The sequence below is a fragment of the Mesorhizobium sp. 2RAF45 genome (genome assembly GCF_052115225.1).
In the GTDB taxonomy this organism is placed as follows: domain Bacteria; phylum Pseudomonadota; class Alphaproteobacteria; order Rhizobiales; family Rhizobiaceae; genus Mesorhizobium; species Mesorhizobium jarvisii.
In genome coordinates this window covers 111,239-125,457 of record NZ_JBFRGG010000004.1, presented here as the reverse complement: position 1 = coordinate 125,457, position 14,219 = coordinate 111,239, and the positions used below count along the sequence as shown (strand labels likewise).

Here is a 14,219-nt window from a genome sequence, read left to right as displayed (position 1 = left end):
TGTGGGCGGCGAACAGACGGTCCGGTTCCGGTTCGAAGCCGAGGTGATCCACTGGAGGGGCCCTTCGCCATACTTCTTCGCGCCGATACCCGAGCAGCATGGCGACGAGATCAAGAAAGTCGCGAAGTTCGCGACCTATGGCTGGGGGGTGATACCTGTCGAGGCGACTATTGATGGCTTTATGTTCGCCACATCCCTGTTTCCCAAGGGCGGAAGCTACCTTTTGCCCCTGAAGGACGACGTCCGGCGCCAGTGCAATCTAACGGCAGGCGATTCGATTTCCGCTTCCATCGCGATACACCTTCGCGGCCGATAACGCGGCCCGCGGGCGGTCCTCTTGATCGATGGTCTGGCGCGGCTCTCGTCTTGATTCGGGAAAGGCAGCCAACCCTTTGGTCTAACGCTTCAAATTCACTACGATGACGCCGCCGAGTGCCAGCGCGCCGCCGAGGATGCCGAGTAGCGTCGGCACTTCGCCCAGCCAGAAGAAGCCGATCAGGGCAGACATAGGCGAAACCAGATAGAGGAAGTTGGAGGCACGGGCGGCCGGCAGACGCGACAGCGCGGTTGCCCAGGCGGCATAAGCGATCAGGCTGGGCACGATGCCAAGAAAGATGACGGCGCCGAGACCGGCGGTGTTGGCCACGGCTGCCTGCGCGAAACCGCTCGGCAGAAAGGGGGACAGGCAAAGTGCGCCAAGAATCATATTCGAGGCCGAGATGGTCAGCGGGTGATGGCGGGCAAACAGGGGCTTCTGGACGATAGTGTTGACGGCCGAACAGAGCGCGGAGCCAAGCACGAGCAGTGCACCAGCATTGAAATGTAAGCCTTGTCCGTCTGACATTGCTATGACGCCGATGCCGGCGAAGGATATCGCCGTGCCAGCCCAGGCCCACCTTGAAAAGCGCTCGCCGAGCAGCGCCATCGCCATGATGGCGGTGAAGATCGGGCTGACATTGATGATGAAGCCGGCGGCTCCCGCCGAGACGGTCAGCTCGCCGAAATTGAGCATGACAGTGTAGAGCGCGACGAAAATTGCCCCGCCAAAGACGAGGCGCCACACCTCGTCGAGCCTGGGCAGTGCCGGGCGCTTGACGGCAAGGAAGATCGCCGCCGGCACCGCGGCGATGGCAAAGCGCAGGGAGCCCAGTTCCAGCGGCCCGAAGGCGGCAAGGCCGGCGCGGATGGCCGGAAAAGCGGAGGCCCAGCCGACCACCGTCAGCGCCACGGCGATGGCGGCCGTGGTGTCCATCCGCTGTGTCTGATTCAACGTGCCCGTCATCGCGCTCATCTCACCGTCCTCATGCTGTTCCCGTCCTGGAGGCCACAAAACGCCTTTTCCCGTCTGTTGACAAACGACCAAATCGAGGATCACCTGTGACTATGGATCACAGCTCAGACACAATGGTGCCGCTCGAAACCCTGCGTGCCTTCGACGCGGCGGCGCGAACCGGCAGTTTTTCGGCGGCCGCTGAAAAGCTCAACATCACCCATGGAGCCATCAGCCGGCAGATTGCCAAGCTCGAGGACTGGCTGGGCCTGAAAGTGTTCGATCGCGGTGCGCGCGGCGTAACGCTGACGATCGAAGGCAACCGGCTGCATCTGCGCACGTCGGAGGCTTTCGCGCTGATTTCGAGCCATTCCGACCGCTGGGTCGAGCCGCGCGGCACGGCGGTGGTGCGGCTGACCTCGATCCCCTCGGTGAGCGGGCTGTGGCTGATGCCGCGCATGGCGGCACTGGAAAACAATCCCACCAAGCTGCGCATCGTGCTCGATGTCGACATCCGCCAGGCCGACCTTGCCGATGAAGGCATCGATCTGTCGATCCGCTGCGGCCGCGGCGGCATTCCCGGCCGCGTCTCGGTGCAGCTGTTCGAGGAGCATGTCTTTCCTGTCGCGTCACCGGAACTGGCTCGCGAGATCGGTCGCGGCGACCCGGCCCGGTTGCTCAAATTCCCGCTGATCAACGATTCCGACGCCTCCGGCTGGCGCGCCTGGTTCGCCGCGCAAGGCATGGATTATCGCCCACGTCCGCAAGATCGCCGCTTCGAGGACTACAATCTGGTGCTCGACGCTGCCGCCTACGGGCTCGGCATTGCGCTGGCGCGTCCGCCGCTGACCGGGCATCAGTTGCAGTCAGGCCGAATCACCGCGGTCGACGAGCGCACCGCGCTCAATCCAGTGTCCTATTGGCTCGACCGGCCGCTGGGGCGGCCACGCACCGCAGCGGCCGACCTTGCCCGCCGTATCGCGCAGCAGGCCGGATTGGCGCCGGACAAGATCGAGGCGTTCATCGAAGCCGAGCGATAGGTCTGCCGGCCTATCTCCGATTCGTTCAGCGAAGCAGCAGCAGAACGAATCCGAACATCATTGCCAACAAACCGGTTATGATCGAAACAAAGCCGATCCTCACCAGCAGGCCCTCGGGATTGGGTGTCGCGGCGGCGTGAGATTGATTGGCTGGCCTTCGCCGTCCCGACGGCATCCCCATGGCGGCGGCGTTTTGCGGCACCGGAACCTGCTGCGGGATAAACGACAGCAAGGACACCCCGGCGGCCCTGGCGGGTGCGTTGTCATTGGCCGTTACCGAAGGCGGCACGGCGCCGCGCTGCGTTTCGGCTTCGGGCGCTGTTCTCCTCGCCACGGTCGTTGCCAACACCGCCTCGTCGCGTGTGTCGAGCTGGGCCTGATAGGCCTCCACGATGCCGGGAGAAGCAATCTGCTGCGATTTGACGGCCATCGGGGCCGCCGGCATCGCCAACAAAGCGGGCGCCGTGCGTTGGGCGAACAAAGAGGGCGCGGCGGGCTGGACCAGTTCCCTGACCAGCGCCGTCCTGACCGGATCGGCTTTCGCCGACGGCACGGGTTGCGGCGTCATCGCCTCCTTGAGCAAGGAAGCCAGGCGGGCGGAAGAAATATCCATCATGCCCCCGATAAAAGCGCTTTTCGCACCTGTCCTAGCGCCTCAGCATTGTCCGAGGCTTGTCGCAAGCTTGACCTTGGCGGCGATTTGTGGCGATGAAATCTGTATGAACCTCGGCACCACCGCATGATGAACCGTTTCGAAGGCCCGGGCGGCAAGGAAGCCCGCATCCGCTACCTGGATGGCGATTTCCAGGTCACCAGCCCCGGCTCGTTCGTGCGTTGCGCGGTGACCGGGGAAAACATTCCCTTGGATGAGCTGAAATACTGGAGCGTCGCCAGGCAGGAGCCCTACGTCAACGCCACCGCTTCGCTGCGCCGCGAGATCGAGGTGCATCCTGAGCTGGGCAAGCGCAGCTAACCCCTCAGTTTGCGCTGCCGCCAGGCATCGAGCGTTTCCTCGATGATGCGTTCGGGCACATGGTCGAGCTCGAAAACCGTGTCGATTTCCAGCACATCGAGCCTGTCGAGAAAGTCCTGTGAGGCGCCGTGGCGCAACCGGGCGGCGTCCTTGGCCGTGGTGATGAGAACCAAGCCTTCGGCGCGCGCCGTCACCGCCAGTTCGGCGAGTTCGTCCTCGGCGTAGAAATGATGGTCCGGAAAGGGTTTTGAGAGGACCACCTCGCCGCCGGCCTCGCGCACCGTGTCGAAGAATTTGTCGGGATGGCCGATGCCGGCGAAGGCGAGGAACCGTTTGCCGGCAAGCCCGGCCTTGCTGCTGGGCTCGGTATGCGCCTCGAAGATCGGCCGGCCGGCGCGCGCCGCCTGGCGCACCACGGCGTCTGCGGCGGTGCCCTCGCCCATCTTCAACAGCCCGCTGGTGAAGACCAGCTGGTCAACGATCTTTGCCCTCAGCGGACCGCCCGGAATGACGCGGCCATTGCCGATGCCGTAGCGGGCGTCGACCACGATCAGCGCGTAGTCGATATGGATGCGCGCGCTCTGAAAGCCGTCATCCATGATCAGGAAATCGCAGCCGTGCTTCGCCATGAGCAGCCTGGCGCCGGCGGCGCGGTTCGGCGTCACCGCGACCGGCGCGTGTTCGGCCAGAAGCAGCGGCTCGTCGCCGACATGCTTGGCGGCATCGTGATGGGCATCGACGACATGCGGCTCGGCGAAGGAGCCGCCATGGCCGCGCGACAGGAAACCGGGCTTCAGCCCCATGCGCTTGGCCTGTTGGGCGAGCGCGATAGCGACCGGCGTCTTGCCGGTGCCGCCGACGGTGAAATTGCCGACGCATAGGACCGGCGCCTCGATCTTCTCGCGCCTGGCCCGCCGCATGCCGCGCCCGGCGACGAGCGCATAGACGGCCGACAGCGGCGACAGCGCCAGGACTTTCCAGTCCGGCTCTTCCCACCAGAATGGTGGTGCTTCGGAGGCCACGCTAGCGCCCGTTGGCGCCCTTCAGGCGCGACTTGACGACCAGCGGCTGGATGTAGGGTTCGAGCGATTTCAGCGTGCGTGCCAGCGCGCCGCGCATCTCGTCGACGGTCGCCACCCCTGCCGCCATCATCTCGTGGCGCGCCACTTCGTTGGTCAAAAGGAAGTTGACGGCGCCGGCCAGCATGTCGCGATCACGCACCAGCTTGGCGCCGCCGCTGTCGATCAGCCGCTGATAGGCCTCGCGGAAATTCTGCACATTGCGGCCCGCCAGAACCGCTGTGTCGAGCATGGCCGGTTCGAGCGGATTCTGCCCGCCCTCGGAGGTCAGCGAGCGGCCGACGAAGGCGATTTCGGTCAACCGCAGATAGAGCCCCATCTCGCCGATCGTGTCGCCGAGCAGGATATCGGTGTCGGGCCCGATACGGTCGCCCTTGCTGCGCCGCGCGACCTTCAGCCCCATGCCGGAAATCTGCGCGGCAAGGCTTTCCGCGCGATCGGGATGGCGCGGAACGACGATCGTCAGCAGGCCGTGGTGACGCTTGTGCAGCGTCGCATGGACTTCCGCCGCGACCACTTCCTCGCCGTCATGGGTCGAGATTGCCGCCCAGGTCGGGCGGCCGCCGATCTGCCGCTGCAAGGAGGCCAATACCCGTTCGTCGACCGGCGGCGGGTTGGTGTCGACCTTGAGGTTGCCGGAAACGGTGACCGGCCGGGCGCCAAGCGCGCGAAAACGCTCGCCGTCGACATCGGACTGGGCAACGACATGGGCGAGATTCTCGAACAGCGCCTCGGCGATGTTGGCGCGTTTCTTCCACGAAGTGAAAGAGCGGTCGGACAGCCTGCCATTGACCAGCACCTGCGGCACGTGGCGCGCGCCAAGCTCGAGGATGGTCATCGGCCAGATCTCGGATTCAGCGATAATCGCCAGGTCCGGCTGCCAGTGATCGAGAAACCGGCTGACCGCCGGCTTAAGATCCAGCGGCACATATTGGTGGATGATGCGGTCTCCGAGCCGTTCGTCGGCGACCTGGGCCGATGTCACCGTGCCGGTTGTCAGCACGATGTTGACGCCGTAGTCGAGAATGCTTTCGACCAGCGGCACCACGGCGATGGTCTCGCCGACGCTCGCGGCATGGATCCAGATCACGGGCCCTTCGGGGCGCGGGCGGCCGGCGACGCCGTAGCGCTCGCGGCGACGGTGGCGGTCTTCCTTGCCACGCGAGGTGCGCCAGGCGACATAGGGCCCGACCAGCGGATAGGCTGCGGCACCGGCGAAACGGTATGCCGTCAGCATGGCGCGCGCCCAGCGACCGCTCATCGCCGGCCATCCACGAGACGGTAGGCCTCGGCCGTCGCGGCATTGAGAGCGGTGGTGATTTCCTGGCGCTTGCGCTCCATTTCGGCGTCATCGGCGTCGGCCGCGACAAAGATCGGCGCGCCGATGGTCACGGCGGAACGGCCGAAAGGCAGGTTGATGGTCGTCTTGTCCCAGCTCTTTTCCAGCACCTTGCGACGGCTGGTGGCGATGGCGACAGGCAGCAGCGGCCGGCCAGAGAGGCGCGCCAGGAGAACGATACCGAGCCCTGCGTCGCGCGGCGTGCCATGCGGAATGTCTGCGATCATGGCGACGTTCTTGCCGGCGGTGAGCGACTTTTTGAGGGCAATCAAGGCCTTGGCCCCACCCTTGTCGAGATGCCGGGCATTGTCGCGCCCACCGGAACCGCGCACCGCCTCGATGCCGAATTTCTCCAGCATCAGCGCATTGAGCTCGGCATCGGCGCTGCGCGACACCATGGCGACCAGCGGCTTGCGCTTGGGGTAGTAGGCCGGCGTCAAAAGATGCTGGCCGTGCCACAGGGCGATGATGCCTGGCTCGAATTCGGCATAGGCGCCGCCCGAAAAGCGCGCCGAGCCGGCGACCAGGGGACTGGTCAGGCGAACCAGGCGGACGAACTGTGCGAGCAGGCTGGCAATGGCGTTCTTGACGAATCGCGACTGCGCGAGCGGCTCGCGCACCTTGCGCCAGAACGTCTTGGTCGCGCGGCTGCCGCCCCTGCCAGTCGGCGCGGCGTCGCTGGCTGGCCCTTTCGCCAGGTCATGCTCCATCGAAGTCAACCGGCAGCCTTGTTGTCGGGGTCCAGCAGACGGTGCAGATGAACGACGAAATAACGCATATGGGCATTGTCCACGCTGGCTTGCGCCTTGGCCTTCCACGCCGTGTGCGCGGATTGATAATCGGGATAGATACCGACAATGTCGAGCCCGTCGAGATCGCGGAACTCGGTGGTCCCAAGCTTCTTCAGTTCGCCGCCGAACACCAGATGCAAAAGCTGTTTCTTCCCGTCTTCCGCGGTCATGTCGGTCCTTCACATATTGTGAGTTTGTGACAGGTCTAGACCAAAGCCGCCGACTTTGGAACCTGCGAATGTGCTTTCACGCGTCCAGCCCGGCGATGACATCGACGAGCACCGCCAGCAACTCACCGCTGCCGGCCGCGAGCGCGCCGTGGCGGGTCACCTCGCCGGCATAGAGCGGCGCGCGGCCATGCGGGTCGAGCAACTGGCCGCCGGCCTCGCGCAGGATCAGATCGGCGGCGGCGATGTCCCAGTCATGCGCATTCGGCTTGACGAAGGTGGCGTCGAGCGTGCCGTTGGCGATCATCGCCAGGCGATAGGCAAGCGAGGGGCTGTAGGGCGCCCGTACCAGCCGCTTCTGCCAGCCGGCCGGCATCAGGTCGATCAGCTGCTTCAACCCTGAAATCTCGGCCTTGTCGCCAAGCGTACGCACGCCGATGCGCTTGCCGTTGCGGAATGCGCCCTGGCCGGGCAGCGCCCAGTAGGTCTCGTCCATTGCCGGGCATTCGAGCACGCCGGCAAGCGTGCGGCCCTCTTCGACCACGGCAACGCTGACGCACCAAGTGCGCTGTCCCTCGAGGAAGCCGCGCGTGCCGTCGATCGGATCGACGACGAAGGTGCGGCGTGCTGAAAGCCGCGCCGGATCGTCGACTGTCTCTTCCGACAGCCAGCCATAATCCGGCCGCGCCGCCAGCAGCGTGCCGCGCAGATAGGCGTCCGCTGCATGATCGGCTTCGCTGACCGGCGAGGTGCCGCCCTTCATCCAGACCTGTGGGCTGTTGCCGAAGTACTGCATGGCGATCAGGCCCGCCTCGCGGGCGGCATCGCGCAACAGCGGCAGATCCCCAATGGTGCCGGAGGGGGCAGCGGTCAGTTCAGGCTCCGGCAAGGGTCATGCCTTCGATCAGGAGCGTCGGCGCGGCGGTGCCGAAATTGCGGTCGAGGTCATTGGCCGGCACCATGTTGAGGAACATCGTCTTCAGGTTCGAGGCAATGGTGACTTCGGCGACCGGATAGGCCAGTTCACCGTTCTCGATCCAGAAACCGGAAGCGCCACGGCTGTATTCGCCGGTCACCATGTCGACGCCCTGGCCGAACACTTCGGTGACGTAGAAGCCGCTCTTGAGCGACTTGATCAAATCCTCCGGCGAGCGTTCGCCCGGCTCGATGGCGAGATTGGTGGAGGACGGCGAGACGGAAGAGCCGCTGCGTGAGCCGCGGCCGTTGGTGATCAATCCCAGTTCCCGCGCCGCCGAGGTCGACAGGAACCAGTGGTTGAGCACGCCCTTTTCGACCATGAGAAGCTTCTCGCCCTCGACGCCCTCGCCATCGAACGGGCGCGAGGCCTGGCCACGCGGCCTGAGCGGCTCGTCTGTGACGGTGATGGCCGATGCGGCCACCTGCTTGCCCATCATGTCGCGCAGGAACGAGGTCTTGCGCGCAACGGACGCGCCGTTGATGGCGCCGGCAAGATGGCCGGCGATGCCACGCGCCACGCGCGGGTCGAACACCACGTCGACCGGCCCGGTCGTCGCCTTGCGCGCGCCGATGCGGCGCACGGCGCGTTCCCCGGCCTTGCGGCCGATATCTTCCGGCGCGTCGAGATCGGCAAAATGCTGGCGCGAGGAAAATTCATAGTCGCGCTCCATGCCGGTGCCCTCGCCGGCGATGACGCTGGCCGAGCGCGAGAAGCGCGAGCCGACATAGTGGCCGATGAAGCCGTGCGAGGTGGCCAGCACGATACCGCCCAGCCCGGCACTGGCGCCGCTGCCGGCCGAATTGGTCACGCCCTTGACGGCAAGTGCCGCCGCTTCGGCCGCAAGGGCTGCTTCCTTCAACTGGTCGGCCGACACTTCGGTGGCGTCGAACAGGTCGAGATCGCGCATTTGCCTCGCCAGCAGCGCCGGATCGGCCAGACCCTGATTGGGATCCTCGGGCGAGACCTTCGCCATGGCAACGGCGCGCTCGGCCAGTGCGCGCGGGTCGGATGCGGCAGTGGCCGAGACGCTCGCCACTTTCTGGCCGACGAAGACGCGCAGCGAGACATCCTCGGCCTCCGACGATTCGGTGGCCTCGACCTTGCCGAGCCGTACCGACACGCCGGTGGAGCGGCCGCGCACGGCAACCGCATCGGCGGCATCGGCGCCGGCCTTCTTGGCGGCCTCGACCAGCGACGCGACGCGGTCGGTCAGTTTTTTAGCGTCTGATGTATCGGCCATGCCTGTGATCCTGCTTGTCGCGGCCAGCTTGCGGCCGCGCCCCCCATCTATTGTTCCGGTCCGGCTTGTGCAATGGCACAGGCTTCAATCAAAATGCATCGCCACATGGTTCCCGTCGCGAACCCTGTGACGCAAAATCAGCCCGCAGCCCGCACGGAGCATCCTTCATGACGCCTTTCCATCTCGCCTTCCCGGTCCGTGATCTCGATGAAACCCGCACTTTCTATGGCGAAGTGCTGGGCTGCGCGATCGGCCGCTCGTCGGCGACCTGGGTGGACTTCGATCTTTACGGCCATCAGATGTCGGCGCATCTGCGGCCGCAGGCCGCGCAAGCCGCCAGCGACGGCAAGGTCGACGGCATTCTGGTGCCGATCCCGCATTTCGGCGCCGTGCTGCTGATGGACGACTGGCGGCGCCTGGCGACCGGGCTGGAAGCGCGCGACGACATAGACTGGCTGGAACGGCCAATGGTCCGCTTCAAGGGCGAGCCCGGCGAACAGGCGACCCTGTTCATCCGCGACCCCTCCGGCAACGCCCTGGAATTCAAGGGTTTTCGCTCGCTGGAGCAGGTTTTCGCGCACTGAGGTTGGGCACTACGCTGCCTGTGGCTCAAGAGCCGGCGACCGGCGTCCAGATCACGTCCTCTACTTTCTGGGCGCCGGTGGCCAGCATCGCCAGGCGGTCGAAGCCGAGGGCGATGCCGCTGGCCTGCGGCATGATGGCAAGGGCGGCGAGAAAATCCTCGTCCAGCGGATAACGCTCGCCATAGATGCGCTCTTTCTCGTCCATTTCGAGGATGAAGCGACGTCGCTGCTCCTCGGCATCGGTCAGTTCGCCGAAGCCGTTGGCGAGTTCGACGCCGCAGCAATAGAGCTCGAAGCGCTCGGCGACGCGCGGGTCGCGCGGGCTCGGCCGGGCAAGCGCCGCCTCGGCGACCGGGTATTCGCACAGGATGGTGGCGCGGCCGAGGCCGAGATTAGGCTCGATCTTTTCCACCATCACGCGGCTGAACAGGTCGGCCCAGCTGTCGTCGGGCGCCGTGCGCAGGCCGGCCTTGGTCAAGGCGGCGTACAGCGCGTCCCGGTCGGTGCCGACATCGGCGGCGACAGTGGCCAGGAGATCGATGCCGGCGTGGCGAGAAAAGGCGTCCGCCACCGTCAGCCGTTCCGGCTCGGCGAACGGATCGCAGTCGCGGCCCCGGAAGGAAAGGCGCGCCGCCCCTGCCCGCGTCGCGGCCAGCGCCAGCAGATCGGCGCAATCGCGCATCAGGCTCTCATAGGTCTCGCCCACCCGGTACCATTCGAGCATGGTGAATTCGGGATGATGCAAGGGGCCGCGCTCGCGGTTGCGGTAGACCGGACCGAGGCTGAAAATGCGCTGTTCACCTGCGGCGAGCAGCTTCTTGCAGGCGAATTCCGGCGAGGTGTGGAGATAAAGCGGCGCACGCGCGCCGTCCGGCCCGACCGCTTCCGTGGCGAAAGCCGCCAGATGCGCCTCATTGCCGGGCGAGACCTGCAGCGCCGCCGTTTCCACCTCGATGAAATCGTTGCGGGCAAACCAGTCGCGCAGAGCGGCCGTGAGGCCGTTGCGCAGCATCAGGCGCGGGCGCCGGTCGGCGTGAACGTCAGGCGTCCACCAGGGCGAAGCGGCGGTCATGGGCGATTTGAAGGCGTGCAGGCGCGCGCCATGTCAGTTTGCAGTGAGGGCTGGCGGTTCGCGCCAAGATGCGCTACCAGCGCCGCACAAGCCGGCAAACGCCCGTCAACTCTCGCAGGATTTAAAACCGTGGTGAAAGTCATCGCCAGTTCGCTCCGCAAAGGCAATGTCGTCGACAAGGACGGCAAGCTTTATGTGATCCTCTTTGCCGAAAACATCCACCCAGGCAAGGGCACGCCCGTGACACAGCTCGACATGCGCCGCATCGGCGACGGGGTGAAGGTTTCGGAGCGCTACCGCACCACCGAGCAGGTGGAGCGCGCCTATGTCGAGGAGCGCGAGCACACCTTCCTCTACGCCGACGGCGAAGGCTTCCACTTCATGAACCCGGAAACCTACGACCAGGTGGCGGTGAGCGAAGCCGTGGTCGGCGACGCAGCACCCTATCTGCAGGAAGGCATGCCTGTGCAGGTCTCGCAGTTCAACGGCATCGCGATTTCCCTGGTCCTGCCGCAGCGCGCCACCTTCGAAGTGGTCGAAACCGAGCCGACGACCAAGGGCCAGACGGCATCGTCCTCCTACAAGCCCGCCGTGCTTTCGAATGGCGTGCGCACCGCAGTGCCGCCGCATATCGCGCCGGGTACCCGCGTGGTGGTGATGACGGCGGATGGGTCCTATGTGGAGCGAGCGAAGGACTGAGGGTTACTCGGCATCACGAAACCTCGGCAGCGCCTGTTTCGGCCTGTTGACCGACCACACATCATCGATTGGCGCCGAGCATCAAGGTCGGCTGAGGTCGGCGCTTGCCTCTGACGTCGGCTAAAACAACACAGCACAGCGATATTTTTCACGAAGCTTGTAGCAAAAGGTCCATGTGGTTCGTCCTTTGAGTGAGAGGAGAACGCCATGAGAAAACTCATCGTCACCGAATTCATCAGCGTCGACGGCATTGCCGAGGTCGAGAAATTGCCTGGCGTGACCTGGAATGACGAGATGAACAGGTTCAAGGAGGATGAACTTGCCGACAGCGGCGCCATGCTTCTGGGGCGCACGACCTATGAGATCTTTGCCGGCTCATGGCCTGGGGAAACCGGGGATTTTGCCGACCGGTTCAACGCGCTGCCGAAATATGTCGCCTCAACCAGCCTGAAGGCGCTCGACTGGAAGCCGGCCGAGCTCCTCAGGGGTGCGTTACCGGAAGCGGTGAGGACGCTGAAGCAAGGCAGCGGCGGCAACATCTATGTGCATGGCAGCCTCAGCGTCGCGCAGGAATTGCTGCGCCACGGGCTGGTCGACCGCGTCAGGCTGCTCAGCTATCCCGGCGCCGTCGGCCAGGGCAAGCCGCTGTTCCCGCCGGGCGAACAAGTGCCGCTCGAGCTGATCTTGGCCACGCCGTTCAGCAACGGCGTTGTTGCGTTGGAGTATGCGCCGGCGAAGTCTTAGCCGGCCTCACCACTCACCCGGCCTTCTTCCCTCGCCTCCGCTTGATGGCGGCGCCATTGCGCGCCTCCACCACCCGCTCCACCTCGCGCTTCAGCTGATCCTTGATGTCAGCCGTCTCGTTCATCAGCGCATCGATCTTCAGGAAATCCAGCACGCGGTATTTCGACACCGCCGGGCGGACCAGAATGTCGGGGCGGCACTGTTTCAGCTTGTTGGCGATAATCGACTGCATCATCAGCTGCGTGGCGCCGAACATCAGGTCGACGGAGGTGGGGTGCTTGCGGTCGGCCTCTTCCGGCGCACCGACCACGTCGACGCCGATGATGATGTCGGCGTCGTTCTCGATGAGATCGAAGGGCACGGGGTTGTAGATGCCGCCGTCGATCAGCAGCCTGCCGTCGCGCGTCACCGGGCGGAACACGGCGGGAATGGCGGCAGAGGCTGCAAGCGCGGAATGCAGGTCGCCTTCGTCGAACACGGCGAGCTTGTGGCCGAAATAGTCGGTCGCGGTCACCTTCAGCGGGATTTTCAGTTCGGCGAAAGTTTCGGGAATGGCCTCGGGCAGGAATGCCTTGAGGATACGCTCGACATTGAACTGGCTGACCCGGATGCCATTCTGCATGGCCTCCGCGATGGTGCCTGGCCGCGCGCGCCACATGCGGCTCGCCACTTCGGCGCGGCGGCCGAGTATCGAGCGGGCATAGTCGTGGATCTCTTTGCCGGTCATGCCCGCGGCCATGCCGGCGCCCATGATGGCGCCGATCGACGAGCCGGCGATCGCCACCGGCTTGATGCCGAGCTCGTCCAGCGCCTCGATGACATGGATATGCGCCAGGCCGCGCGCGCCGCCGCCGCCGAAGGCTATGCCGAATGTCGGGCTCATCCCTTGCCGGCTCCGGCCAGCGGCGGCCCGACCACCATGATGGTCGGGTCGGCCGTCAGCAGCTTTTTCGCCGCCGCCTTGACCTGGTCGAGGGTCACCGCGTTGATGTAGCCGGCGCGACGCTGCATGTAGTCGATGCCGAGATCGTCGAGCTGCAATTCGACCAGCGTCGCGGCGATGGAACTCGAAGAGTCCAGATTGGTGATGGCATAGGCGCCGATGAGATATTTCTTGGTCGCCGCCAGTTCAGCTTCGGTCGGGCCTTCCTCAGCCAACTGCCTGGCGACGTCGCGCACGATGCCGAGCGTCTCGGACGCGCGGTCCGAACGCGTGCCGGTGGTGACGATCAGCGCGTTGGCATGGTCCTGGTTGACCAGCGAGGAATTGACGCTGTAGGCCAGCCCGCGCTTTTCGCGCACCTCCTCGAACAGGCGCGAGGTGAAGGTGCCGCCGCCCAGGATCTCGTTCATCAGCACGGCGGGGAAGAAATCGGCCGACTTGCGCTTCACGCCCGGCCAGGCGAGCTGCAGCGAGGTCTGCGGCAGGTCGTAATTGACCTCGACGCGCTGCGCCAGCTTCGGCTCGACATCGGAGACCGGGGCGAGCGCCTGGTCCTTCGGCAGATCGCCGAACACCATGTCCAGCTTCTTCTTCAGCGTCTCGGCATCGATGGCGCCGACCACGGCGACATGCAGGCCGCCGCGCGCGAACACCGCCTTGTGCAGGGCCTTCAGATCGTCCTTGGTGATGGCGGCGATGCTCTGCCTTGTGCCTTGGTCGGAGCGCGAATAGGGATGGTCGCCATAGACGGCGCGCGCCCATTTGTTCTGCGCCACCGTGTCGGGATCATTCTCGTTGGCGATGATGCCGGACAGGATCTGGGCGCGGATGCGGTCGATCGGCGCCTGGTCGAAGCGCGGCTCGTTGACCGCCAGCCGCAACAGGTCGAAGGCCTCGTCGCGCTGCTCGGCCAGCATGCGCATGGAGCCATAGACGCCGTCGCGGGTCTCCTCGAAGCTCATCTCGGCGCCGGCATCGTCGAGCCTGACCTGGAAGGCTTCCGAATCGAGGGATCCGGCGCCCTCGTCGAACAGGCCGGTCATCAGATTGGCCAAGCCCTCCTTGCCCACCGGATCCTGCGTCGAGCCGCCGCCGAAGACGAAACGGACGGCGACGATCGGTACGGAATAGTCCTCAACCAGCCATGCGGTGATGCCTTTTGGGGAGGTGACCTGCTGGATATCCATCGCGCGCGCGGCAAGCGCGGGCAGGATCAGGAAAAGGATGGAAAGGAAGAGGGTTGCGAGGGCGGTGGCCACGCGCGGTCTTCCCTTCTCCCCTTGTGGGAGAAGGTGGCCT

At 65.3% G+C, this 14,219-nt stretch carries 18 protein-coding genes; 7 read left to right on the top strand and 11 right to left on the bottom strand.

Features of this window, described 5'->3' with window-relative positions; translation table 11 throughout:
• Window position 1: 1 nt before the first annotated feature.
• Window positions 2–316: a DUF1905 domain-containing protein gene (locus AB4Z43_RS13585; protein ID WP_019857498.1), complete on the top strand. Its 315-nt coding sequence runs from the start codon at window positions 2–4 to the stop codon at window positions 314–316.
• Between the two features lie 81 nt (window positions 317–397).
• On the opposite strand, the gene AB4Z43_RS13580 is transcribed toward AB4Z43_RS13585, so the two are convergent.
• Window positions 398–1,291, bottom strand: a complete 894-nt coding sequence (locus tag AB4Z43_RS13580; protein WP_064984811.1) for a DMT family transporter — start codon at window positions 1,289–1,291, stop codon at window positions 398–400.
• A gap of 92 nt (window positions 1,292–1,383) precedes the next feature.
• On the opposite strand from AB4Z43_RS13580, the gene AB4Z43_RS13575 reads away from it, so the two are divergent.
• Window positions 1,384–2,310, top strand: coding sequence for a LysR substrate-binding domain-containing protein (locus AB4Z43_RS13575; RefSeq protein WP_038646136.1), 927 nt, complete (start codon window positions 1,384–1,386; stop codon window positions 2,308–2,310).
• Window positions 2,311–2,335: 25 nt separating this feature from the next.
• Here AB4Z43_RS13575 and AB4Z43_RS13570 read toward each other — a convergent pair whose 3' ends face one another.
• Window positions 2,336–2,740, bottom strand: coding sequence for a hypothetical protein (locus AB4Z43_RS13570; RefSeq protein ID WP_236952083.1), 405 nt, complete (start codon window positions 2,738–2,740; stop codon window positions 2,336–2,338).
• Between AB4Z43_RS13570 and AB4Z43_RS13565 the strand changes: the two genes are divergently transcribed.
• Together AB4Z43_RS13565 and AB4Z43_RS13560 are read left to right on the top strand one after the other, a co-directional pair.
• On the top strand, window positions 2,730–3,053 hold the full coding sequence (locus AB4Z43_RS13565; RefSeq protein ID WP_245307126.1) for a hypothetical protein: 324 nt from the start codon (window positions 2,730–2,732) through the stop codon (window positions 3,051–3,053). The genes AB4Z43_RS13570 and AB4Z43_RS13565 overlap by 11 nt on opposite strands.
• Window positions 3,050–3,283: a DUF2093 domain-containing protein gene (locus AB4Z43_RS13560; protein ID WP_441937885.1), complete on the top strand. Its 234-nt coding sequence runs from the start codon at window positions 3,050–3,052 to the stop codon at window positions 3,281–3,283. Before AB4Z43_RS13565 ends, AB4Z43_RS13560 begins: the two co-directional genes overlap by 4 nt.
• Here the strand turns inward: AB4Z43_RS13560 and lpxK are convergent.
• From lpxK to AB4Z43_RS13530, 6 genes are all read right to left on the bottom strand, one after another.
• On the bottom strand, window positions 3,280–4,305 hold the full coding sequence (gene lpxK, locus AB4Z43_RS13555) for a tetraacyldisaccharide 4'-kinase (protein WP_441937883.1): 1,026 nt from the start codon (window positions 4,303–4,305) through the stop codon (window positions 3,280–3,282). The two genes, AB4Z43_RS13560 and lpxK, sit on opposite strands and share 4 nt — an antisense overlap.
• Window position 4,306: 1 nt before the next feature.
• On the bottom strand, window positions 4,307–5,623 hold the full coding sequence (gene waaA / locus AB4Z43_RS13550) for a lipid IV(A) 3-deoxy-D-manno-octulosonic acid transferase (protein WP_019857494.1): 1,317 nt from the start codon (window positions 5,621–5,623) through the stop codon (window positions 4,307–4,309).
• The gene (locus AB4Z43_RS13545; RefSeq protein ID WP_019857493.1) at window positions 5,620–6,411 is read right to left on the bottom strand and encodes a lysophospholipid acyltransferase family protein; all 792 of its coding nucleotides are present in this window, start codon (window positions 6,409–6,411) and stop codon (window positions 5,620–5,622) included. The genes waaA and AB4Z43_RS13545 overlap by 4 nt, the downstream gene beginning before the upstream one ends.
• 5 nt (window positions 6,412–6,416) lie before the next feature.
• Window positions 6,417–6,662 carry a DUF4170 domain-containing protein gene (locus AB4Z43_RS13540; RefSeq protein ID WP_019857491.1) on the bottom strand — a complete coding sequence of 82 codons (246 nt, stop codon included), beginning with the start codon at window positions 6,660–6,662 and terminating at the stop codon, window positions 6,417–6,419.
• A 76-nt stretch (window positions 6,663–6,738) separates the two neighbouring features.
• Window positions 6,739–7,548 carry a 3'(2'),5'-bisphosphate nucleotidase CysQ gene (locus AB4Z43_RS13535; protein ID WP_019857490.1) on the bottom strand — a complete coding sequence of 270 codons (810 nt, stop codon included), beginning with the start codon at window positions 7,546–7,548 and terminating at the stop codon, window positions 6,739–6,741.
• Window positions 7,535–8,878 (bottom strand): TldD/PmbA family protein, encoded by a 1,344-nt coding sequence (locus AB4Z43_RS13530; protein ID WP_069091900.1) that lies wholly within the window; start codon window positions 8,876–8,878, stop codon window positions 7,535–7,537. The genes AB4Z43_RS13535 and AB4Z43_RS13530 overlap by 14 nt, the downstream gene beginning before the upstream one ends.
• Window positions 8,879–9,045: 167 nt before the next feature.
• Here AB4Z43_RS13530 and AB4Z43_RS13525 point away from each other — a divergent pair, with 167 nt between their 5' ends.
• A complete protein-coding gene (locus AB4Z43_RS13525) occupies window positions 9,046–9,462 on the top strand; it encodes a VOC family protein (protein ID WP_069091899.1) in 417 nt (138 codons plus the stop codon).
• Between the two features lie 25 nt (window positions 9,463–9,487).
• Here AB4Z43_RS13525 and epmA read toward each other — a convergent pair whose 3' ends face one another.
• Entirely contained in the window at window positions 9,488–10,534 is a 1,047-nt protein-coding gene (epmA, locus tag AB4Z43_RS13520) for an EF-P lysine aminoacylase EpmA (RefSeq protein WP_069091898.1), read from the bottom strand.
• A gap of 129 nt (window positions 10,535–10,663) precedes the next feature.
• Between epmA and efp the strand changes: the two genes are divergently transcribed.
• Both efp and AB4Z43_RS13510 read left to right on the top strand, forming a co-directional pair.
• Window positions 10,664–11,233 (top strand): elongation factor P, encoded by a 570-nt coding sequence (gene efp / locus AB4Z43_RS13515; RefSeq protein ID WP_010915481.1) that lies wholly within the window; start codon window positions 10,664–10,666, stop codon window positions 11,231–11,233.
• Between the two features lie 207 nt (window positions 11,234–11,440).
• Window positions 11,441–11,977 carry a dihydrofolate reductase family protein gene (locus AB4Z43_RS13510; RefSeq protein WP_019857486.1) on the top strand — a complete coding sequence of 179 codons (537 nt, stop codon included), beginning with the start codon at window positions 11,441–11,443 and terminating at the stop codon, window positions 11,975–11,977.
• Window positions 11,978–11,990: 13 nt separating this feature from the next.
• On the opposite strand, the gene AB4Z43_RS13505 is transcribed toward AB4Z43_RS13510, so the two are convergent.
• Window positions 11,991–12,860 carry a patatin-like phospholipase family protein gene (locus tag AB4Z43_RS13505; RefSeq protein ID WP_069091895.1) on the bottom strand — a complete coding sequence of 290 codons (870 nt, stop codon included), beginning with the start codon at window positions 12,858–12,860 and terminating at the stop codon, window positions 11,991–11,993.
• The gene (locus AB4Z43_RS13500) at window positions 12,857–14,179 is read right to left on the bottom strand and encodes a M16 family metallopeptidase (protein WP_027046715.1); all 1,323 of its coding nucleotides are present in this window, start codon (window positions 14,177–14,179) and stop codon (window positions 12,857–12,859) included. Before AB4Z43_RS13500 ends, AB4Z43_RS13505 begins: the two co-directional genes overlap by 4 nt.
• Window positions 14,180–14,219: the final 40 nt, after the last annotated feature.